The 21439-nt window shown below is 72.5% G+C and carries 14 protein-coding genes; 7 read left to right on the top strand and 7 right to left on the bottom strand.

Features of this window, described 5'->3' with window-relative positions:
- Positions 1-59 precede the first annotated feature (59 nt).
- Positions 60-2906 carry a preprotein translocase subunit SecA gene (gene secA, locus IE108_RS12105; RefSeq protein ID WP_064728203.1) on the top strand — a complete coding sequence of 949 codons (2847 nt, stop codon included), beginning with the start codon at positions 60-62 and terminating at the stop codon, positions 2904-2906.
- 125 nt (positions 2907-3031) lie between these two features.
- Here secA and IE108_RS12100 read toward each other — a convergent pair whose 3' ends face one another.
- Positions 3032-3769: an Rv3235 family protein gene (locus IE108_RS12100; protein WP_064728202.1), complete on the bottom strand. Its 738-nt coding sequence runs from the start codon at positions 3767-3769 to the stop codon at positions 3032-3034.
- Between the two features lie 358 nt (positions 3770-4127).
- On the opposite strand from IE108_RS12100, the gene IE108_RS12095 reads away from it, so the two are divergent.
- The 4 genes from IE108_RS12095 to IE108_RS12080 all read left to right on the top strand — a co-directional run bounded on the left by IE108_RS12095 (position 4128) and on the right by IE108_RS12080 (position 12379).
- The gene (locus tag IE108_RS12095) at positions 4128-4643 is read left to right on the top strand and encodes a DUF6912 family protein (protein ID WP_064728201.1); all 516 of its coding nucleotides are present in this window, start codon (positions 4128-4130) and stop codon (positions 4641-4643) included.
- A 46-nt stretch (positions 4644-4689) separates the two neighbouring features.
- Positions 4690-5361, top strand: a complete 672-nt coding sequence (locus tag IE108_RS12090; RefSeq protein WP_064728200.1) for an HAD family hydrolase — start codon at positions 4690-4692, stop codon at positions 5359-5361.
- A gap of 458 nt (positions 5362-5819) precedes the next feature.
- Complete coding sequence (locus IE108_RS12085) at positions 5820-10775, top strand: NAD-glutamate dehydrogenase (protein WP_064728199.1); 4956 nt, start codon at positions 5820-5822, stop codon at positions 10773-10775.
- Positions 10776-10906: 131 nt separating this feature from the next.
- Positions 10907-12379: a putative glycosyltransferase family protein gene (locus IE108_RS12080; RefSeq protein ID WP_229851776.1), complete on the top strand. Its 1473-nt coding sequence runs from the start codon at positions 10907-10909 to the stop codon at positions 12377-12379.
- Between the two features lie 190 nt (positions 12380-12569).
- On the opposite strand, the gene IE108_RS12075 is transcribed toward IE108_RS12080, so the two are convergent.
- From IE108_RS12075 to IE108_RS12060, 4 genes are all read right to left on the bottom strand, one after another.
- The gene (locus IE108_RS12075; protein ID WP_064728198.1) at positions 12570-14303 is read right to left on the bottom strand and encodes a glycosyltransferase family 2 protein; all 1734 of its coding nucleotides are present in this window, start codon (positions 14301-14303) and stop codon (positions 12570-12572) included.
- Complete coding sequence (locus IE108_RS12070) at positions 14300-16516, bottom strand: CDP-glycerol glycerophosphotransferase family protein (RefSeq protein ID WP_064728197.1); 2217 nt, start codon at positions 16514-16516, stop codon at positions 14300-14302. The genes IE108_RS12075 and IE108_RS12070 overlap by 4 nt, the downstream gene beginning before the upstream one ends.
- 144 nt (positions 16517-16660) lie before the next feature.
- Positions 16661-17554, bottom strand: coding sequence for an ABC transporter ATP-binding protein (locus IE108_RS12065; RefSeq protein WP_064728196.1), 894 nt, complete (start codon positions 17552-17554; stop codon positions 16661-16663).
- On the bottom strand, positions 17547-18473 hold the full coding sequence (locus IE108_RS12060; RefSeq protein ID WP_064728195.1) for an ABC transporter permease: 927 nt from the start codon (positions 18471-18473) through the stop codon (positions 17547-17549). The genes IE108_RS12065 and IE108_RS12060 overlap by 8 nt, the downstream gene beginning before the upstream one ends.
- A gap of 166 nt (positions 18474-18639) precedes the next feature.
- On the opposite strand from IE108_RS12060, the gene IE108_RS12055 reads away from it, so the two are divergent.
- A complete protein-coding gene (locus tag IE108_RS12055; RefSeq protein ID WP_064731791.1) occupies positions 18640-19272 on the top strand; it encodes a TetR/AcrR family transcriptional regulator in 633 nt (210 codons plus the stop codon).
- Between the two features lie 63 nt (positions 19273-19335).
- Here the strand turns inward: IE108_RS12055 and galE are convergent, their stop codons facing one another.
- Both galE and IE108_RS12045 read right to left on the bottom strand, forming a co-directional pair.
- Entirely contained in the window at positions 19336-20316 is a 981-nt protein-coding gene (gene galE / locus IE108_RS12050) for a UDP-glucose 4-epimerase GalE (RefSeq protein WP_064728194.1), read from the bottom strand.
- A 93-nt stretch (positions 20317-20409) separates the two neighbouring features.
- Positions 20410-20880, bottom strand: coding sequence for a MarR family winged helix-turn-helix transcriptional regulator (locus tag IE108_RS12045; protein WP_064728193.1), 471 nt, complete (start codon positions 20878-20880; stop codon positions 20410-20412).
- Between the two features lie 134 nt (positions 20881-21014).
- Here IE108_RS12045 and IE108_RS12040 point away from each other — a divergent pair, with 134 nt between their 5' ends.
- Positions 21015-21428 (top strand): organic hydroperoxide resistance protein, encoded by a 414-nt coding sequence (locus IE108_RS12040; RefSeq protein ID WP_064728192.1) that lies wholly within the window; start codon positions 21015-21017, stop codon positions 21426-21428.
- Positions 21429-21439: the final 11 nt, after the last annotated feature.

Genomic DNA, 21439 nt, shown 5'->3' with positions numbered 1-21439 from the left:
CTCAGTCCGTGACAGGAAACCGACCGTCCCAGGCCCGACCGGCAAGGAGACCAACCCCCGTGTCCGTCCTCTCGAAGATCATGCGTGCAGGCGAAGGCAAGATCCTGCGCAAGCTGCACCGCATCGCGGACCAGGTCAACTCCATCGAAGAGGACTTCCGCGACCTCTCCGACGCCGAGCTGCGGGCCCTCACCGACGAGTACAAGCAGCGCTACGCCGACGGTGAGACCCTGGACGACCTGCTGCCCGAGGCCTTCGCCACCGTCCGCGAGGCCGCCAAGCGCGTCCTGGGCCAGCGCCACTACGACGTGCAGATCATGGGCGGCGCCGCGCTGCACATGGGCTACGTGGCCGAGATGAAGACCGGTGAGGGCAAGACCCTCGTCGGCACCCTGCCCGCCTACCTCAACGCCCTGTCCGGCGAGGGCGTGCACATCGTCACGGTCAACGACTACCTGGCCGAGCGCGACTCCGAGATGATGGGCCGCGTCCACAAGTTCCTCGGCCTGAACGTCGGCTGCATCCTCGCCAACCAGACGCCGGCCCAGCGCCGCGAGATGTACCGCTGCGACATCACCTACGGCACGAACAACGAGTTCGGCTTCGACTACCTGCGCGACAACATGGCGTGGTCCAAGGACGAACTCGTCCAGCGCGGCCACAACTTCGCCATCGTCGACGAGGTCGACTCCATCCTCGTCGACGAGGCCCGTACGCCGCTGATCATCTCCGGCCCGGCCGACCAGGCCACCAAGTGGTACGGCGACTTCGCCAAGCTGGTCACCCGCCTGAAGAAGGGCGAGGCGGGCAACACCCTCAAGGGCATCGAGGAAACCGGTGACTACGAGGTCGACGAGAAGAAGCGCACCGTCGCCATCCACGAGTCGGGCGTCGCCAAGGTCGAGGACTGGCTGGGCATCGACAACCTCTACGAGTCGGTGAACACCCCGCTGGTCGGCTACCTGAACAACGCCATCAAGGCCAAGGAGCTGTTCAAGAAGGACAAGGACTACGTCGTCCTGGACGGCGAAGTCATGATCGTCGACGAGCACACCGGCCGTATCCTCGCCGGCCGCCGCTACAACGAGGGCATGCACCAGGCGATCGAGGCGAAGGAGGGGGTGGACATCAAGGACGAGAACCAGACGCTCGCCACGATCACCCTCCAGAACTTCTTCCGCCTCTACAAGCGCCACGACCACGACGACAAGGAACAGCCCGGTCTCTCCGGCATGACCGGTACGGCCATGACCGAGGCCGCCGAGTTCCACCAGATCTACAAGCTCGGCGTGGTGCCCATCCCGACCAACCGGCCGATGGTGCGCAAGGACCAGTCGGACCTGATCTACCGCACCGAGGTCGCCAAGTTCGAGGCCGTCGTCGACGACATCGAGGAGAAGCACCGCAAGGGGCAGCCGATCCTCGTCGGCACCACCTCCGTCGAGAAGTCCGAGTACCTCTCGCAGCAGCTCAGCAAGCGCGGCGTCCAGCACGAGGTGCTCAACGCCAAGCAGCACGACCGGGAGGCGACGATCGTCGCCCAGGCGGGCCGCAAGGGCTCCGTGACGGTGGCCACGAACATGGCCGGCCGCGGTACGGACATCAAGCTCGGCGGCAACCCCGAGGACCTCGCCGAGGCGGAGCTGCGCCAGCGCGGCCTCGACCCCGAGGAGCACATCGAGGAGTGGGCCGCGGCCCTGCCCGCCGCTCTGGAGCGGGCCGAGCAGGCGGTCAAGGCCGAGTTCGAGGAGGTCAAGGACCTCGGCGGGCTCTACGTGCTGGGCACCGAGCGGCACGAGTCGCGCCGTATCGACAACCAGCTGCGCGGTCGTTCCGGCCGCCAGGGCGACCCCGGCGAGTCCCGCTTCTACCTCTCCCTGGGCGACGACCTGATGCGCCTGTTCAAGGCCCAGATGGTCGAGCGCGTGATGTCCATGGCGAACGTGCCGGACGACGTGCCGATCGAGAACAAGATGGTCACGCGCGCGATCGCGTCCGCCCAGTCCCAGGTCGAGACCCAGAACTTCGAGACGCGCAAGAACGTCCTGAAGTACGACGAGGTCCTCAACCGGCAGCGCGAGGTCATCTACGGCGAGCGGCGCCGCGTCCTGGAGGGCGAGGACCTCCAGGAGCAGATCCAGCACTTCATGAACGACACGATCGACGCCTACGTCCAGGCCGAGACCGCCGAGGGCTTCCCCGAGGACTGGGACCTCGACCGGCTGTGGGGCGCCTTCAAGCAGCTCTACCCGGTGAAGGTCACCGTCGAGGAGCTGGAGGAGGCGGCCGGCGACCGGGCCGGCCTGACGGCGGACTACATCGAGGAGTCCATCAAGGACGACATCCAGGAGCAGTACGAGGCGCGTGAGACGCAGCTCGGCTCCGAGATCATGCGCGAGCTGGAGCGCCGGGTCGTGCTGTCGGTCCTGGACCGCAAGTGGCGCGAGCACCTCTACGAGATGGACTACCTCCAGGAGGGCATCGGCCTGCGCGCCATGGCGCAGAAGGACCCGCTGGTCGAGTACCAGCGCGAGGGCTTCGACATGTTCCAGGCCATGATGGAGGGCATCAAGGAGGAGTCCGTCGGCTACCTGTTCAACCTGGAGGTCCAGGTCGAGCAGCAGGTCGAGGAGGTTCCGGTCGAGGACACGGCTCCGTCCCTGGACAAGGGCGCGCAGGACGCGGTCCCGGCCCAGGCGGGCGCCCGCCCGGAGATCCGCGCCAAGGGCCTCGACGCCCCGCAGCGCCGGGACCTGCACTTCTCCGCGCCGACCGTGGACGGCGAGGGCGGTGTCGTCGAGGGTGACTTCTCCACCGACGGCGAGTCCGCGGCGGCCCAGTCCGACGGGCTGACGCGCGCCGAGCGCCGCAAGCAGGCCAAGGGCGGTCGTCGCCGCAAGAAGTGACGGCGCGGCGCCGCGGGGCGCTCGTGCCGAGGGGAGGGCCGGTCACCCGTGGTGGCCGGCCCTCCGGCGTGTCCGCGCTCCCGCGCGGGGCGGACGCGGGCGGTGGAAGGGCGTCGCGGTCGCCGTCAGTCGTCGTCCGCGTGGGTCCTGCGGGGGCCGCCGAGTTCCACCGCCGTGCAGCGCCAGCGCAGGTCCCGGCCCTGTTCCAGCCGGAAGGCCATCGCGCGCAGCTGGTCGCCCGCGCCGATGCGGGCGAAGACCTCCAGGGCGCCGGGGCGGGGCTCGAAGTAGCCGATGTCCCGGACCACCGGAAGGGCGCCGCGGGTGCGCAGCGGGCCCCGCTCGGCGAGGTGGGCCAGGTCGTCGTAGGCGCGGCCGACGGTGTGGCGGAGCATCGAGTGGACCGGGCGCCGGCCGCTGAGCACGTGGAGGAGCAGCTCGGCGAAGCGGTCCGTGGGGCGGATCTGCGGGACGGGGCGGCGCGGGGTCTGGGTGGGGACCAGGGGCGCGGCGGACGGTGCGGTGAGGGGCGGCAGCGGCAGTGTCGCGCGAGGCGCCGAGGCGGCCGGGGCGGGCCGGTGGGCGCCCGGCTGGAGCGGCGCCGTTCCGGGTGCCCGGCCGGGGCCCTGTCCCGCCGTGGGCGGGCGGGTGTCCGCCGGCCTGGTGCGGGCCCGTGAGGAACGGCCGGGGGAGCCCGGCGGGCGCCCGCCGGACGGCGCGGTGCGCACGGGCCGCCCGCCGGGCCGGCGGGGCGGGAGACCGCCGGGTGCCCGGGACGCGGCTCCGGGGTCCGGCAGGGCCTCGGGGGCGGGCGGGGGAGGGCTGCTGGGGCGGGTCTGAGTCCTGGTCATGACCTTGCGCATGGGGGATCCCGTTCGGCGGCGGCCCGGTTGATACCGAGCAGTAACTTAGTGGTTGGGGATCTTGTACGGGGTCGGGGCACCGCACGGCAAGGAGGCGGGCGGTCGCGCCGAGGGAGCCGGAAGGTTCACCTATCAGGGTGACCGGGCCCATGCCCGGGCCGGTGCGGAGCGGGCGGGGCGGGTGAATTCCGGGCCGGAGGTGGACGCCCGGGGCGCCCTGGGCGGGAACCCGAAAGGGGACACCCGCACGTATCCTGAAGACCCCTCCGGGCTCCCTCGGGGCTCCTCCGGGGCTCCTCCGAGGGCTCCTCCGGGGCTCCTCGGGCCCGAAAGCCCCCGACCCGAAAGCGGCGGTCCCATGCGCGTCTACGTCCCCCTGACCCTGTCCGGCCTCGCCGAGGCGCACCGGACCGGAGAGCTGGGGACCGGGCCGCTCCTCGCCCACGCCGTCACGCCGGCGCTGCGCGACTGGTACCGGTCGGACGACACGGAGGAACTGGAGTACGCCGCCCTGGGGCTGGCCGCGCAGGCCTCGCTGCGGCTGCTGGCTGCCGGCTCCGACGCGGACCGGCGCCGGGTCGTGGTCGCCCTCGACGTGTCCGACGGCGCGGTCTCCGCCGGCCCGGCCGGGGAGTCCGAGGACGCCGCGCCGGGCGAGGTGCGGGTCGCCGGGCCGCTGCGGCTGGCCAAGGCGGCGGCGGTGCACGTGGACTCCGCCGACGCGCTCGCGGACGTGAGCGCGGCCGCCGAGGCCCTCGCGGCGGCCGACGGCGGGGACGACGCCGCCCGGTCCGTCGTCGACGGCGCCGACGACCACGAGCTGCTCTGGTACGCCACGCAGGAGATCCCGAACCTGGTCGAAGCCGGGCGCTGACCCGGCGGTCTGCCGTTTGTCAGTGGCGACGGGTACGTTTTCGGGCATGGGGACGCAGACAGGGGCGCACATCGTCTGGGACTGGAACGGGACGCTGTTCCACGACAACGACGCGATCATCGGGGCGACGAACGCCGCCTTCGCCGAGCTGGGCATGACGCCGATCACGATGGAGCAGTACCGGGCGCTGTACTGCGTACCGGTGCCGAAGTTCTACGAGCGGCTGCTCGGCCGGCTGCCCACGGAGGCCGAGTGGGAGGTCATGGACGCCACCTTCCACCGGCACTACACCCGGCACCGCGCGGCGTGCGGGCTCACCGACGGGGCGGCCGAGCTGCTCGCGGGCTGGGGCGCGGCGGGGCGGAGCCAGTCGATCCTGAGCATGTACGGCCACGAGGAGCTGGTCCCGCTGGTCCAGGGGCTCGGGATCGGGGCGCACTTCATACGCGTCGACGGACGGACCGGGCCCTCCGGGGGCAGCAAGGCGGAGCACATGGTGCGCCATCTCGAGGAACTGGCCGTCTCCGGGGTGAAGCCCGCGCGGACGGTCGTGATCGGGGACGCCGCGGACGACGCGGTGGCCGCGCGGTACGTGGGCGCCGGGGCGGTGCTGTACACCGGGGGGTCGCACAGCAGAGCCAGCCTGGAGGGGGCCGGGGTGCCCGTGGTGGACACGCTTGCGGAGGCCGTGGCGGAGGCGGAGCGGCTGTCGTCCTGAGCCCGCGGGCCGCGTCGGCCCGGCGTCCGCAGCTGTGCGGAACGTCCAAGTTCCGGGCATGGTTTTGTACACATGCGGCTCGTGACGGGGGCCCCGTCGGGGGCGATAGCCTTGTGGCGTGATCAGCGCGATAGTTCGCGGGGGCACCGGTGCCCCTGCCCTGCGCCCGGTATGCACGGACCACATCCGTGTCCGGGCGGCGGTCGCTGGTCCTCGCGGGCGGGACGGGGCGCCGAGGGCTCCCCGCACGACGCCGCACACACCCCGGACGATGACGGCGAGAGCGATGTCACATCCGGTCGGTGCGGCGACATTGGCCGATATGCCCCCGCTCCTCTCATCTTGCGGCATAGCGTCGGAGCAGACCGGACACCCCGCGTCTCGACGTCGTGCCGGAAGGCAGGAGACCGTACTTCCTTCAACGTCACGCAACGGCGCGCGACAGGAGCCAGAGGACAATGCAGACCAAGCTGGACGAAGCCAAGGCCGAGCTGCTCGAAAGGGCTGCGCGGGTAGCTGAGAACAGCCCGGTCGGGGGGCACCTACCGACTGGGACGACGGACAAGGGCAGCCCGGACACCCCGGGCACCGCGTCCCCGGACCACGCATCCGTGTTCGCGTTCCTCCGGCGCTACTACCGGCACACCGCCCCGGAGGACCTGGCCGACCGCGACCCGGTCGACGTCTTCGGAGCCGCCGTCTCGCACTACCGGCTGGCCGAGAACCGCCCGCAGGGCACGGCCAACGTCCGGGTGCACACCCCGACGGTCGAGGAGAACGGCTGGACGTGCAGCCACTCCGTGGTCGAGGTCGTCACCGACGACATGCCCTTCCTCGTCGACTCCGTCACCAACGAGCTGACCCGCCAGGGCCGCGGCATCCACGTCGTCGTCCACCCGCAGGTCGTCGTGCGGCGCGACGTCGCCGGCAAGCTGGTCGAGGTGCTCGCGGGCGGGCCCACCGCCGACCTCCCGCACGACGCGCACGTCGAGTCCTGGATCCACGTCGAGATCGACCGCGAGACCGACCGCAGCGACCTCAAGCAGATCACCGCCGACCTGCTGCGCGTCCTCAACGACGTCCGCGAGACCGTCGAGGACTGGGGCAAGATGCGCGACGCGGCCGTCCGCATCGCGGAGGAGCTGCCCGGCGAGCACACCCCCGGCGACCTGCCCCCGCGGGAGCTGGAGGAGGCCCGCGAGCTGCTGCGCTGGCTGGCCGACGACCACTTCACCTTCCTCGGCTTCCGCGAGTACGAGCTGCGCGAGGACGACTCCCTCGCCGCCGTCGCCGGCACCGGCCTCGGCATCCTGCGCTCCGACCCGCACCACGAGACCGACGAGAGCCACCCCGTCAGCCCGTCCTTCGAGCGGCTCCCCGCCGACGCCCGGGCCAAGGCGCGCGAGCACCGGCTGCTGGTGCTGACCAAGGCGAACAGCCGGGCCACCGTCCACCGGCCCTCGTACCTCGACTACGTCGGCGTCAAGAAGTTCGACGAGAACGGCGACGTCGTCGGCGAGCGGCGCTTCCTCGGCCTGTTCTCCTCGGCGGCCTACACCGAGTCCGTCCGCCGGGTGCCGGTCGTGCGGCGCAAGGTGGAGGAGGTGCTGGAGCGCGCCGGGTTCTCGCCCAACAGCCACGACGGCCGGGACCTGCTCCAGATCCTGGAGACGTACCCGCGCGACGAGATGTTCCAGATGCCCGTCGAGGAGCTGGAGCCGATCGTCACCTCGGTGCTCTACCTCCAGGAGCGCCGCCGGCTCCGCCTCTACCTGCGCCAGGACGAGTACGGCCGCTACTACTCGGCGCTCGTCTACCTCCCGCGCGACCGCTACACCACCGGCGTCCGGCTGCGGATCATCGACATCCTCAAGGAGGAGCTGGGCGGCACCAGCGTCGACTTCACCGCCTGGAACACCGAGTCGATCCTGTCCCGGCTGCACTTCGTGGTCCGGGTGCCGCAGGGCACCGAGCTGCCGCAGCTCTCCGACGCCGACCGGGAGCGCATCGAGACCCGCCTCGTCGAGGCCGCCCGGTCCTGGGCCGACGGATTCGGCGAGGCGCTGACCGCCGAGGTCGGCGAGGAGCGCGCCGCCGAGCTGCTGCGGCACTACGGGGGCGCCTTCCCCGAGGGCTACAAGGCCGACCACGGCCCGCGCTCCGCGGTCGCCGACCTCGGCCACCTGGAGCGCCTCGACGACCAGAACACCTTCGCGCTGAGCCTCTACGAGCCGGTCGGCGCCGGCCCGGAGGAACGGCGTTTCAAGATCTACCAGAAGGGCGGCACGGTCTCCCTGTCCGCCGTCCTCCCGGTGCTCAGCCGGCTCGGCGTCGAGGTGACCGACGAGCGGCCCTACGAGCTGCGCTGCGCCGACCGCACCACGGCCTGGATCTACGACTTCGGCCTGCGGATGCCGAAGTCGGTGGCCGGCGGCGCCGACTACCTCGGCGACGACGCCCGCGAGCGCTTCCAGGACGCCTTCGCCGCCACCTGGAACGCCCAGGCGGAGAACGACGGCTTCAACGCCCTCGTGCTCAGCGCCGGACTGAACTGGCGCCAGGCCATGGTGCTGCGGGCGTACGCCAAGTACCTGCGGCAGGCCGGCTCGACGTTCAGCCAGGACTACATGGAGGACACCCTCCGCAACAACGTCCACACTACGCGGCTGCTCGTCTCCCTGTTCGAGGCGCGGATGGCCCCCGAGCGCCAGCGCGCCGGGCGGGAGATCGTGGACGCCCTGCTCGAAGAGGTCGACGCGGCCCTCGACCAGGTGGCGAGCCTCGACGAGGACCGGATCCTGCGGTCCTTCCTCACCGTGATCAAGGCGACGCTGCGGACCAACTTCTTCCAGGAGGCGGCGGGCGGCAAGCCGCACGACTACGTCTCCATGAAGTTCGACCCGCAGGCCATCCCCGACCTGCCCGCGCCGCGCCCGGCGTTCGAGATCTGGGTGTACTCGCCCCGGGTCGAGGGCGTGCACCTGCGGTTCGGCAAGGTCGCGCGCGGCGGCCTGCGCTGGTCGGACCGCCGGGAGGACTTCCGCACCGAGATCCTCGGCCTGGTCAAGGCGCAGATGGTGAAGAACACCGTCATCGTGCCGGTCGGCGCCAAGGGCGGCTTCGTCGCCAAGCAGCTGCCCGACCCGGCGGTCGACCGGGACGCCTGGATGGCCGAGGGCATCGCCAGCTACAAGACGTTCATCTCGGCGCTGCTCGACATCACCGACAACATGGTGGCCGGCGAGGTCGTGCACCCGGCGGACGTCGTCCGGCACGACGAGGACGACACCTACCTCGTGGTCGCCGCCGACAAGGGCACCGCGAAGTTCTCGGACATCGCCAACGAGGTCGCCGAGTCCTACAACTTCTGGCTCGGCGACGCCTTCGCCTCCGGCGGCTCCGCGGGCTACGACCACAAGGGCATGGGCATCACCGCCCGCGGCGCCTGGGAGTCCGTCAAGCGGCACTTCCTGGAGCTGGGCGTGGACACCCAGACCCAGGACTTCACCGTCGTCGGCATCGGCGACATGTCCGGCGACGTGTTCGGCAACGGCATGCTGCTCAGCGAGCACATCCGCCTGGTCGCGGCCTTCGACCACCGGCACATCTTCATCGACCCGACGCCGGACGCGGCCACCTCCTACGCCGAGCGCCGGCGCCTGTTCGACCTGCCGCGCTCCTCGTGGGAGGACTACGACACCGCGCTCCTCTCGCCCGGCGGCGGCGTCTTCCCGCGCACCGCCAAGTCGATCCCGGTCAACGCGCACCTGCGCGAGGCGCTCGGCATCGAGGCCCGGGTCACCAAGATGACCCCGGCCGAGCTGATGAAGGCGATCCTCACCTCCCCGGTCGACCTGCTGTGGAACGGCGGCATCGGCACCTACGTCAAGGCCTCCACCGAGTCCAACGCGGACGTCGGCGACAAGGCCAACGACGCCATCCGCGTCGACGGCGGCGACCTGCGCGTCCAGGTCGTCGGCGAGGGCGGCAACCTGGGCCTGACCCAGCTGGGCCGGATCGAGTTCGCCCGCACCGGCGGCAGGATCAACACCGACGCCATCGACAACAGCGCGGGCGTGGACACCTCCGACCACGAGGTGAACATCAAGATCCTGCTCACCGGCCTGGTCAAGGACGGCGACATGACCGTCAAGCAGCGCAACAAGCTGCTCGCCCAGATGACCGACGAGGTCGGCGCGCTGGTCCTGCGCAACAACTACGCGCAGAACACGGCGATCGCCAACGCGCTCGCCCAGTCCAACGACATGCTCCACGCCCAGCAGCGCTTCATGCGCCACCTGGTCCGGGACGGGCGGCTCGACCGGGCGCTGGAGTTCCTGCCCACCGACCGCCAGATCCGCGAGCGCCTCCAGAGCGGCCAGGGCCTGACCGGCCCGGAGACCGCCGTGCTGCTGGCGTACACGAAGATCACCGTCGCCGAGGAGCTGCTGCACACCTCGCTGCCCGACGACCCGTACCTCAAGGGCCTGCTGCACGCCTACTTCCCGACGGCGCTGCGCGAGCAGTTCCTCGACCGGATCGACGGCCACCCGCTGCGCCGCGAGATCACGACGACCGTCCTGGTCAACGACACGGTCAACACGGGCGGTACGACGTATCTGCACCGGATGCGCGAGGAGACCGGCGCCTCGCTGGAGGAGATCGTGCGGGCGCAGACCGCGGCCCGGGCGATCTTCCGATCCGCCCCGGTGTGGGACGCGGTCGAGGCCCTGGACACCAAGGTCGACGCCGCCGTGCAGACCCGGATCCGGCTGCACTCGCGTCGCCTGGTCGAGCGGGGCACCCGCTGGCTGCTGAACAACCGGCCGCAGCCGCTGGAGCTGGCCGAGACGGTGGAGTTCTTCGCCGAGCGCGTCGAGCAGGTCTGGTCGCAGCTGCCGAAGCTGCTGCGCGGCGCGGACGCGGAGTGGTACCAGCGCATCTTCGACGAGCTGACCGACGCCGGTGTCCCGGACGAGACGGCCACCCGGGTGGCCGGGTTCTCCTCGGCCTTCCCGACGCTGGACATCGTGTCGGTGGCCGACCGCATGGGCAAGGAGGCGCTAGAGGTCGCCGAGGTGTACTACGACCTCGCCGACCGGCTGAGCGTCACCCAGCTGATGGACCGGATCAGCGCCCTGCCCCGGACCGACCGCTGGCAGTCCATGGCCCGCGCGGCGATCCGCGAGGACCTGTACGCGGCCCACGCCTCGCTCACCGCCGACGTCCTGGCGGCGGGCAACGGCACCTCCACGCCGGAGCAGCGCTTCAAGGCGTGGGAGCAGAAGAACGCGGCGATCCTCGGCCGGGCGCGGACCACGCTGGAGGAGATCCACGGTTCGGACGCGTTCGACCTGTCCAACCTGTCGGTGGCGATGCGGACGATGCGGACGCTGCTGCGCACGCACGGCTGACGGTCACGGTCACGATCACCGCCACGGTCGTGCCGTAGCCGGCCGACCGGGCACGAGAGGCGCCCCGGGTCCCAGGGACTCGGGGCGCTTTCATGTCCCCTTGTGGTGGTATGTCCGGATAAGGTGATCGCGTGACCGGGCGTTCCGCGCTGACGCGTACCGTGCTGCCGCAGGCCGGGGCGGCCCTCGTCCTCCTCCTGCTGGTCCTCGTGGTCGTGCGGCTGCCCTGGATCGGCGACCTGGGCATGCACGCGGCCACCCTCCAGCGCCTCCGCCACGACCTCCTCCACCCGGGCAACCCGCTGGTCGACGCGGACACCCCGAGCCCGTACTACTCGCCGTGGACGGTGCCGCTGGGATGGCTGGCCGGGGTGACCGGGTTCTCCGTCTTCACGGTGCTGCGGATCGGGGCGGTGGTGTCGCTCGCGGTGCTGGTCACGGGGGTGTGGCGGTACGCCCGCACGCTGAGCGCGCGGCCCGCGGTGCCCCCGCTGGCCCTGCTGGCCCTGGTGCTGCTGTGGGGGACGACCGAGTTCAGCTGGAGCGGTTTCCTCGGGCTGCACTCGCTCGCGCTGACGGTGGCGTACCCGAGCGTGCTCGCCCTCGGGCTCGCCTTCCACCTGTGGACGTGGCTGACGCGGGCGCGGGGGTGGGGGGCCTGGCTGGGGTGCGGGGTGCTGTGGGCCGTGATCCTGCTGGTCCATCAGTACTCCGGGATCGTCGCGTCGTTGGGCGCGCTCGCCGTCGTGATCGGCGCGCGGCACGCCGGGCGGCGGGTGTGGGCCCGGGTGGCGGGCGGCCTGGCGCTGGGGGTGGCGGTGCTGTGGGTCTGGCCCTACTACGACATCTTCGCGCTGTTCGGCGCGGGGGACGGGATGGACGAGGTGCACCGGTCGCTGTACCGGGACCTGTGGGCGCGGTACTGGCTGGTGCTGGTGGGGGTGGCGGCGCTGGTGGTGCGGTGGCGGCGAGACCGGCGGGACGTACTGGTGCTGTTCTTCGCGCTGGGGCTGCTGGTGTTCGCGGCGGGCTGGGTGAGCGGGCACTGGTCGTGGGGGCGGGTGCTGCCGGCCGCGGTGATTCCGGCGCAGCTCGCGGTGGCGGTGGAGGTGGGGGAGGCTGGGCGGCGGGTGGTGCGGGGGGTGTGGGCGGGGGTGCTGGGGGTGGCGCTGGTGGTGGGGGCGTGGGGGCAGGTGGGGGTGCTGGGGTACGCGGTCGGGCGGGAGGCGTTGCCGGGGGTGCTGGCGGAGAAGTACCGGGAGCCGTGGGAGGGGTACGGCTGGATCACGCCGTGGGTGGGGTACGGGGACGTGGTCATGGCGCGGGAGTTTCCGTCGCGGCTGATTCCGGCGACCGGGGCGTACACGGTGGCGCCGGGGTACACCGACTTCTTCCTCGATGACGAGGGGGAGCGGGTGGGGGCGGTGCGGCGGTACTTCTCGGTGGGGGTGGAGGGGGTGTCGGGGAGTGTGCGGAGGGGGATTGAGCGGGAGTACGGGGTGCGGTGGGTTGTTGACCGGGGGGTTGGGGTTCGGGGGGATGAGGGGTTGCGGGTGGTTCGGCGGGGGCCGGGTGGGTGGGTGTTGTACGCGGTGGTGGGGTGAGCGGGTCTTGGCGGGACGGGTGTTGGTCGGGTGCCCGGCGGTGAGGTGGGCCGGGGTGGGTGTCGCAGCCCGGCGTGACGGGGTGCCTCCCCCGCTCTCGGCTTCGCTCGAGCGGGGGGACCCCCACCGCCCACCCGTGCCGCCCCAGCGGCACGACTGCCCGCAGCTCAGGTCGGTGTTGCTGGAGCTGTCAGCGGAAGATGTTCGCCGCCAAGCGAGCCGCTCGGCGGGTGTGGGGGGTGGAGAGGCGGTGGGCCGTGGGGGACAGGACGGTTGCCGTGAGGCCCGTCGGTTGCCAGTGGATCTGGAGGCGCCCGGGGTTGTGGCCCTCCGGTTCCACCGTGACCCGGTGGGGGGTGGCGCCGGCGCGGTAGGGGACGCGGGCGGTGAGGGGCGGGAAGCGCAGGGGCGCCAGGAGGATGCCCGTGTGGACGCGGCCCTGGAGGCGCAGCCGGAGCACGGGATGGCGCAGGCCCTCGAAGCCGTGCAGGGGCAGACGGACCGCCGCCAGGTCCAGGCGTACCCGGCCCTCGAAGAGACCGGGACGGACCGGGGAGAGCCGGAAGGGGACCGTGAGCCGCCGCCGGCGGCCGGGGGAGAGGTGCAGGGTGGCGCGCTGGGGGCCGACCGGCAGGCGCAGGGCCGGGTCGTAGGTGCGGACGGTGAGGTCGAGCGACGCACCGGGCCCGCGCACCACGTCGGTGATCTCGTGCCGGAGCAGTGCGGTGAAGAACGGGCGGGTGTCCAGCTCCAGTTCCGTCAGGTCCAGCTCGCGGCGCGCCTCGGCCGAGGCGGGGACCTCCTCGCCCCAGTAGGTCCGGCCGCTCCCCTCGTCCGGCGTCACCCGGCGCGGCGCCACGGCGTGTCCCAGGCCGCGGGCGGCCACGCGCACGTCGGACAGGCGCCGCTCGCGCAGCAGTTGGAGGACGACCCGCTCGGCGCGGGGCAGGCGGGCGTACGCGCCCTCGGCGAGGGTGTCGAGGTAGGGGGTCATGAGGTCGGCGAAGGCGGCGAGCCAGTCGTCGTCCCGGTAGGGGAGGTCGCCGGCGTACATGCGGAAGTCGTGCTTGAGGAACTTGAAGTCCTTGTCCTCGCGCAGCGACGCGTGCCCGCTGCGGACGAGGAAGGCGTCGATGAGCCGCTGGACGTGGACCCGGTCGCGGACGTTGGTGAGCAGGTGCCGCTGGTTGGAGATGGAGGCGGTCTCGGAGGCGGCGTACGGGGCGACGTACCAGCGGTAGACCGGCTCGGGCACCACGGTGAACGTCCTGGCCAGGCAGTACGCCTGCGCCGAGAAGAGCTGGTCCTCGTAGTGGATGCCCTCGGGGAAGCGCAGGCCGTGCCGGTCGAGGAAGGCGCGGGCGTACATCTTGCTGGTCGACAGGTGCTCGAAGAGCAGCCGCGGGTCGGCCTCGATGCCGTCCAGGGTGCGGCGCTCGGCGACCAGGTGCGGCATCCAGGTGGTGCGGCGTCCGCCGTCCACCCGGATCCGGTGCACGGCGCCCATCGCGAAGTCGAGGTCGCGTTCCCGGTGGGCGGCGAGCAGGGTCTCGACGGCGCGCTCGGGGAGTTCGTCGTCGCTGTCCAGGAACATCAGGTACGGCGCCCGCGCGATCTCCAGGGCGCGGTTGCGCGGCGCGCTGCACCCGCCGCTGTTCTCCGGCAGCCGCAGGTACACGACGCGGGGGTCACGGGCCGCCAGCGCGCGGGCCACCTCGGGGGTGGCGTCGGTCGAGTGGTCGTCGCTGATGACGACCTCGATGTTGGCGTGGGTCTGGCGCAGCACGGACGCGACCGCGCGGGGCAGGCGCTCGGCGTCGTTGTAGACGATGACCGTGACGGTGACGTCGGGGGCGTCCGGGGACGCGGGGGCGGCCGGCGGGCCCGCGGCCGGGTTCGTGACGGGGCGCGTGACGGCTCTCATGACGCGGTGGCCTCCTCGGGACTGGGCGCCGGGGTGCGTTCCTCGACCGGCAGGACCGGGGGCAGCGCCCGTGCGTCCTCGCCGAGGAAGACCCGGCGGACGACGCGTTCGGCGGCGCGGCCGTCGTCGTACTCGCAGAACCGGCGCCGGAAGGCGGTCCGGGCTTTGGCGGCGCGTTCGTCGTGCCAGGCGTCGGTGGTGAGGATCTCCGTCAGTTCCGCCTGGCTGCGGGCGACCGGGCCGGGCGCCTCGGCCATCAGGTCGAAGTAGACGCCCCGGGTGGTGCGGTACGTCTCCCAGTCGTCGGCGTGGACGACGATCGGGCGGTCCAGGTTGGCGTAGTCGAACATGATCGACGAGTAGTCCGTGACCAGCGCGTCGGCGGCCAGGCACAGCTCCTCGACGGGTTCGTAGGAGGAGACGTCGAGGAGCCGGCCGGTGCGGCGCAGACCGGCCAGCGGGGCAGACGGGGCGGACGCGCCCTCGTAGAAGTAGTGGGCGCGGACCAGCAGAACCGTTTCTTCGCCGAGGTCGGCGGCGAGTGCCGCCAGGTCGAGGCGCGGGGTCCAGCCGGCCTCGTAGTCGCGGTGGGTGGGGGCGTAGAGGATCGCCCGGCGGCCGGGCGGGATGCCCAGGCGCTCGCGGACCGCGCGGACCTCGGCGGCGCCGGCCGTGTAGTAGACGTCGTTGCGCGGGTAGCCGTGGTCCAGCGACACGTGGCGGGACGGGTAGGCCCGCTGCCACATGCGGGTGGTGTGGCCGTTGGCGGAGACGCTGAAGTCCCACCGGTCGACGCGCTCCAGCAGCGCCGGGAAGTCCAGGCCCCGGGCGGCGGCCGGGTAGGGCAGCTGGTCCAGGCCCATGCGCTTGAGCGGGGTGCCGTGGTGGGTCTGGAGGTGCACGGTGCCGGGGCGCTTGACGACCGCGTCCGGGAAGTTGACGTTGTTGACCAGGTACTTGGCGCGGGCCAGCACCTCCCAGTAGCGGCGGGTGCCGGGGACGACGTGGTCGGTGCCGGGCGGCAGCAGGGCGGCGTTCGCCGCGGTGACCACCCACACCGGGTGGATGCTCGGGGCGAGTTCGGCCAGCTTCGCGGCGATCGCGGCCGGGTTGCAGGCCACGCCGCGCGCCCAGTAGGCCGAGAAGACGGCGAGGTGCGGGTCGACGGGGCGGGCCAGGGCGCGGCGGTACTGGAGGGTGCGCAGCCGGTTGCCGGCCAGGCGCCTGCCGGTGCGCACCGCCGACCGCACCCCGCGGCGGCCGTGGTTGGCGGCCTGGAGCGCGCGGTACTTGCGGTACGCGCCGTCCGCCAGCAGCGAGCGGCGTACGCCTTCGAGGCCGGCGGGGCTCCGGTGCTCCTCGGGGCGCAGGCGCCGCACGGCCGAGGACGCCCTGCGGAAGAACTGCCGCGCCACGTCGTCCGGCATCCCCGCGCGGGCGAAGGTGCGCAGGCAGTCGCGGACCATCAGGTCGTACAGGGCGCCGCGGACGGCGGGCCGGTCGGCGGCGAGGCCGAGCAGCGTCTCGTAGCGGTCGACCAGGGCGTAGCGCTGCTCCGGCGTCACGGGCGGCAGGCTCTCGGGGCGCAGCCGGCGCTCCTCGTAGGCCGGGTGGGGCAGGCAGGCGACGCGGTCGGCGAGCAGCAGGGCGACGAGGGCGGCGAACGGCTCGTCGTCCGTGGTGAGGAGGCGTTCGTGGGTCCGCCAGAAGCCGGCGCGCACGGCACGGTTGCCGAGCAGCGGGGCCAGCCCGAGCAGCGCGGGGCGGTCGTCCAGGGCGAGGTCGGCGCGGCCCGCGCGGGCGAGGCGGGGGCCGTCGGGGGAGGGGAGGCCGGCGGCCCGCCAGGTGCTGCGGACGTGGTCGAGGAGGAGGACGTCCACCGTGCCGGGGAGGCCGGCGGTGTGCTCGGCGACGGTGCGCGGGGCGCCGGGCGGCAGCCCGTCCTTGGCGTGGACGAAGTGCAGCCAGCGGCCCGTCGCCCGTGCCGCCCCCGCCGAGCGGGCCGCCGAGTCGCGGGCACCGTCGGGCAGGGGGACCACGGTGAACGCCGGGGTGTGCCGCTCGGCCGCCTCCCGGGCCCAGTCCCCGACGGCGGCGACGATCACCTCCGTGCCGGGGAGCGGGTGTGAGGCCAGGGAGTCGAGGAGCGCGGGCAGGTGGTCCTGCACGTTGGGGCCGTGGACGACGACGCTGAGGTCGGGGGTCTCGGACATCGCGGGGACTCCTTGGTCTCCTCGGTCGTGGTCGCTTCCGGCGCGCTCCTCGGGTCGTATCTGTTCGGTCATAGTGGCACTAAACGGGCAAAAGGGTTAATCGTGGGTACGCCTACCGGGGGACGGCCCCGGCCCGGCGCACCGTCAGGCGGACACCTTCGTGCCGGGGGCCGCCTTTGCGTCGGAGTCCGCCCCGGCCGCGGGCTTCGGTGCGGCCTTGGGGGCGGCCTTGGGCTTCGCGGCCTTGTCCGGGCCGCCGGTGAACTTCTCGTACTCCTTCAGGACCTCCTCCGTCGGCCCGTCCATCCGCAGCTCGCCGCGCTCCAGCCACAGCACCCGGTCGCAGGTGTCGCGGATGGACTTGTTGCTGTGGCTGACCAGGAAGACCGTGCCGGCGTGCTTGCGCAGCTCCCGGATGCGCTCCTCGGAGCGCTTCTGGAAGGAGCGGTCGCCGGTGGCCAGGGCCTCGTCGACCAGCAGCACGTCGTGGTCCTTGGCGGCGGCGATCGAGAAGCGCAGGCGGGCGGACATGCCGGAGGAGTACGTGCGCATCGGAAGGGTGATGAAGTCGCCCTTGTCGTTGATCCCGGAGAAGTCGACGATGTCCTGGTAGCGCTCCTTGATCTGCGCGCGGGACATGCCCATCGCCAGGCCGCCGAGGTACACGTTGCGCTCGCCGGTGAGGTCGTTCATCAGGGCGGCGTTCACGCCGAGCAGCGAGGGCTGGCCGTCGGTGTGGATGCGGCCGTTCTCCACCGGGAGCAGCCCGGCGACCGCCTTGAGCAGCGTCGACTTGCCGGACCCGTTGGTGCCGATCAGGCCGATCGCCTCGCCGCGGTACGCCACGAAGGACACGTTCTTCACCGCGTGCACCCGGCGCACGCCCGACGCCTTCTCGCTCTTCTTGCGGCGCAGGATGCGGTTGAGGGCGGCGGTCGCGGAACCGCGGCCCGCCCCGGTGCCGTTGACCCGGTACACGATGTCGACGCCGTCGACGACGACGGTGGGGACGCGCTCTGCGGGGGTGTTGTCAGCCACGACCGTAGGTCTCCTCGGCCTTCCAGAAGTAGATGAAGCCGCCGATCCCGGCGACCAGGGCCCAGCCCAGGGCCATCGCCCACACGTGGCTCGGCAGCATGTCCCCGCCGAAGCTGTCGATCAGGGCGAAGCGCATCAGGTCGATGTAGACGACGGCCGGGTTGACCTGGAGCAGCGGGCCGACCCAGGAGGGCAGGTCGCTGTCGGGGCCGGTCATGTGGTGGATGCTGAACATGACGCCGGAGGCGTACATCCAGGTGCGCAGCAGGAAGGGCATCAGCTGGGCCATGTCCGGGATCTTCGACCCCACCCGGGCCATGACCAGCGCCACGCCCGCGTTGAACACGAACTGAAGCACCAGCGCCGGGACCGCCAGCAGCCAGGAGGGGCCGGGCGGCACGCCGAACGCGAGCAGGATGACCACGAGGGCGGCCATCGAGAACATCAGCTGCTGGAGCTGCTGGAGGCAGAAGGAGACCGGCAGCGCCGCCCTCGGGAAGTGCAGGGCGCGGACGAGGCCGAGGTTGCCGGATATGGCCCGGGTGCCCGCCATGATCGAACTCTGCGTGAAGGTCCACACGAACACGCCGGTCACCAGGAACGGGACGAAGTCCTCCACCCCGTGGCTGGTGTTCATCAGCATGCCGAAGATGAAGTAGTACACCGCCGCGTTGAGCAGGGGCGTCATCACCTGCCAGACCTGGCCGAGCTTGGCCTGGCTGTACTGGGCGGTGAGCTTGGCGGTGGAGAAGGCGCCGATGAAGTGCCGGCGGGCCCACAGTTGCCGGACGTACGTGGGCAGGGAGGGGCGGGCGCCGCTGACCGACAGACCGTGGCGGGCGGCGAGGGCCGCGAGGTCGTGTTCGGCGGGGGCGGCCGCGGCCGCCGTGGGGGGCGGTGTGTCGAGGACCTGACTCACATCCGCGCTGCTTTCGCTCGGGGGGTGGAGGCGATTCCCGTCGTTCACCCGGACGTCGCGAGGCGTTCATTGACGTCGGGACGGGACCGTATCGTCGTAACGGGAGCGTACGGCGTGCTGACGCCGGAACGCAACCGTTTCGTCGTGACGCCCTATGCTGTCCGGCATGACGACCGACGCCGCCGACGAGCCCCAGCCGCGCCCGCGCCGCCGCCGGGCCCCCGCCGGGGCGGCCGTGCTCCGCGAGGACGTGACGGAGGCGATCCGGGCGGCGGTCTTCGAGGAGCTGGCCGCGGTGGGCTACGCGCGGATGTCCATCGAGGGGATCGCGCGCCGCGCGGGGGTCGGCAAGACCGCCGTCTACCGGCGCTGGCGCTCCAAGCTGCACCTGGTGCTCGACCTCGTCTCGGCGCTGGCCGTGCAGGGCCTGCCCGCACCCGACACGGGCTCGCTGGAGGGCGACCTGCGGCTGCTGTACGAGGTGACCTCCCGGGCCCTGCGCCACCCGCTGGCCTCGCAGATCATCCCCGACCTCCAGGCGGAGGCGGCGCGCAACGCCGAGATCGCCGAGGCGCTGCGCAAGACGCTGCGGGAGGGGCAGGACTCCGTCGCCAGCAGCATCCTCGCGGCGGCGACGGAGCGGGGCGAGCTGGCCGCCGCTCTCGACACCGACCTGGCCCTCGACCTGATCTCGGGCCCGCTGTACTGGCGCGCGGTGGTCATCCGCAGCCCGAAGCTGCCGAAGGGCCACCTGGCGGCCCTGGCCCGGGCGACGGCGGCGGGGCTGCGGGCGCTCTGAGGGCCGGGAGTACTGGACGGAGCAGGGGCGGCGGGCCGGCTTGGGGCCGACGGGCGGGCCCGCTCAGTCCCGGGCCGCCTCCGGGTGCAGGCGGACCCAGCCCGACCACGCCGACGTGATCATGTCCTCGACGTCGTATTTGGCCTTCCAGCCCAGTTCGACGGCGGCGCGGTCGGCCGAGGCGACGACGCGGGCCGGGTCGCCGGGGCGGCGGGGGGTGACCGTCGGGGGGTGGTCGTGGCCGGTGAGGGCGTTGATGCGGTCGATCATCTCGCGGACGGAGACGCCCTCGCCCCGGCCGATGTTGAGGGTGAGCGCCCGGCCCGGCGAGGACTGGAGGGCGCGGGCCGCGGCGACGTGCGCCTCGGCCAGGTCGACGACGTGGATGTAGTCGCGGACGCAGGTGCCGTCCGGGGTCGCGTAGTCGTCGCCGAAGACGCGCGGGGCGGCGCCCTCGGTCAGCTTCTCGAAGACCATCGGGACGAGGTTGTAGACGCCGGTGTCGGCGAGGTCGGGGCTCGCCGCGCCCGCGACGTTGAAGTAGCGCAGGGAGGCCGTGGACAGCCCGGACGCCCGGCCGGTGGCGCGGACCAGCCACTCGCCGGCCAGCTTGGTCTCGCCGTACGGCGACATGGGCGCGCACGGGGTCTCCTCCGTCACCAGGTCGACGTCCGGCATGCCGTACACGGCGGCGGAGGAGGAGAAGACGAAGGAGGGGACCCCGGCCGCCGTGACCGCGTCGAGCAGCACGCGCAGCCCCTCGACGTTCTCCCGGTAGTAGTGCAGCGGCAGGTCCACCGACTCGCCGACCTGCTTCTTCGCGGCCAGGTGCACGACGCCGGTGACGGAGTGGTCGACCAGGGCGCGGGCGACCCGCTCGCCGTCCAGGACCGAGCCCACCACCAGGGGGACGCCGTCGGGCACGCGGTCGGCGATGCCGGTGGACAGGTCGTCGTACACCACCGCCCGCTCGCCCGCCTCGGTCATCGCCCGTACGACGTGCGCCCCGATGTATCCGGCGCCGCCGGTGATCAGCCAGGTCATCTTCGGCCGTCCCCTCGTGAGTGGTCCTGGGTGGACCGTGGTCCTGGGTGGACATGATCCTTCATCCCGGCGCCCGGCGGGCGCCCGCACCCCTCAGGAGGGGGCCGGGGCCGGGTCGGTGCCGTATGCGTCGAGGGCCGCGGTGAGCCGTTCCAGCCGGTCGCGCAGATCCTGGACCTCCGTCACGTCCAGCCCCGTGGCCGCGGCGATCCGGCGCGGCACCTCGGCGGCCCGCTCGCGCAGCGCGGCGCCCTCCGGGGTCAGCCGCACCTCCACCGACCGCTCGTCGCGCGCGCTGCGCTCCCGCCGGACCAGCCCGGCCGCCTCCAGCCGCTTGAGCAGCGGCGAGAGCGTGCCGGAGTCCAGCCGCAGGTGCTCGCCGAGCCGCTTCACGGGCAGCTCCCCGTGCTCCCACAGCACCAGCAGCACCAGGTACTGCGGATAGGTGAGCCCCAGGTCCTTGAGCACCACGCGGTAGACGCCCCCGAAGGCGCGGGACGCGGCGTTCAGGGAGAAGCAGATCTGCTGGTCCAGGCGGAGCCAGTCGGTCGCGGGCGTGGTCATGCGTTCCAGGGTAGCCGACCGGACGTCATTAAGTTGCGCGCAACTTAGTTGCGCACGTTCGAGTTGCGTGCTCTACTTGTCGGCGTCAGAGGTCGCCGCGAGCGACACACCCCAGTGAGAGGGACGGGTTTCCCATGGACGCGCTCTACACCGCCGCCGCCACCGCCACCCACGGTCGCGAGGGCCGCGCCGTCAGCTCGGACAACAAGCTCGACCTCGCGCTCAGCGCCCCCGTCGAGATGGGCGGCGACGGCAAGGGCACCAACCCCGAGCAGCTGTTCGCCGCCGGGTACGCCGCCTGCTTCGGCAGCGCGCTCGGCGTCGTCGGCCGGCAGGCCAAGGTCGACGTCAGCGAGGCCGCCGTGACCGCCGAGGTCGGCATCGGCAAGCAGGGCGAGGGCTTCGCGCTCGCCGTCACCCTCCGCGTCGAGCTGCCCGAGGGCCTCGACCAGGAGACCGGCCGCAAGCTGGTCGAGCAGGCCCACCAGGTCTGCCCCTACTCCAACGCCACCCGGGGCAACATCCCGGTCGAGCTGGTCATCGAGTAGTCCGGTCGGCG

The sequence above is a fragment of the Streptomyces parvulus genome (assembly GCF_014648855.1).
GTDB lineage: Bacteria > Actinomycetota > Actinomycetes > Streptomycetales > Streptomycetaceae > Streptomyces > Streptomyces parvulus.
This window is presented reverse-complemented; position numbering and strand designations above follow the sequence as displayed.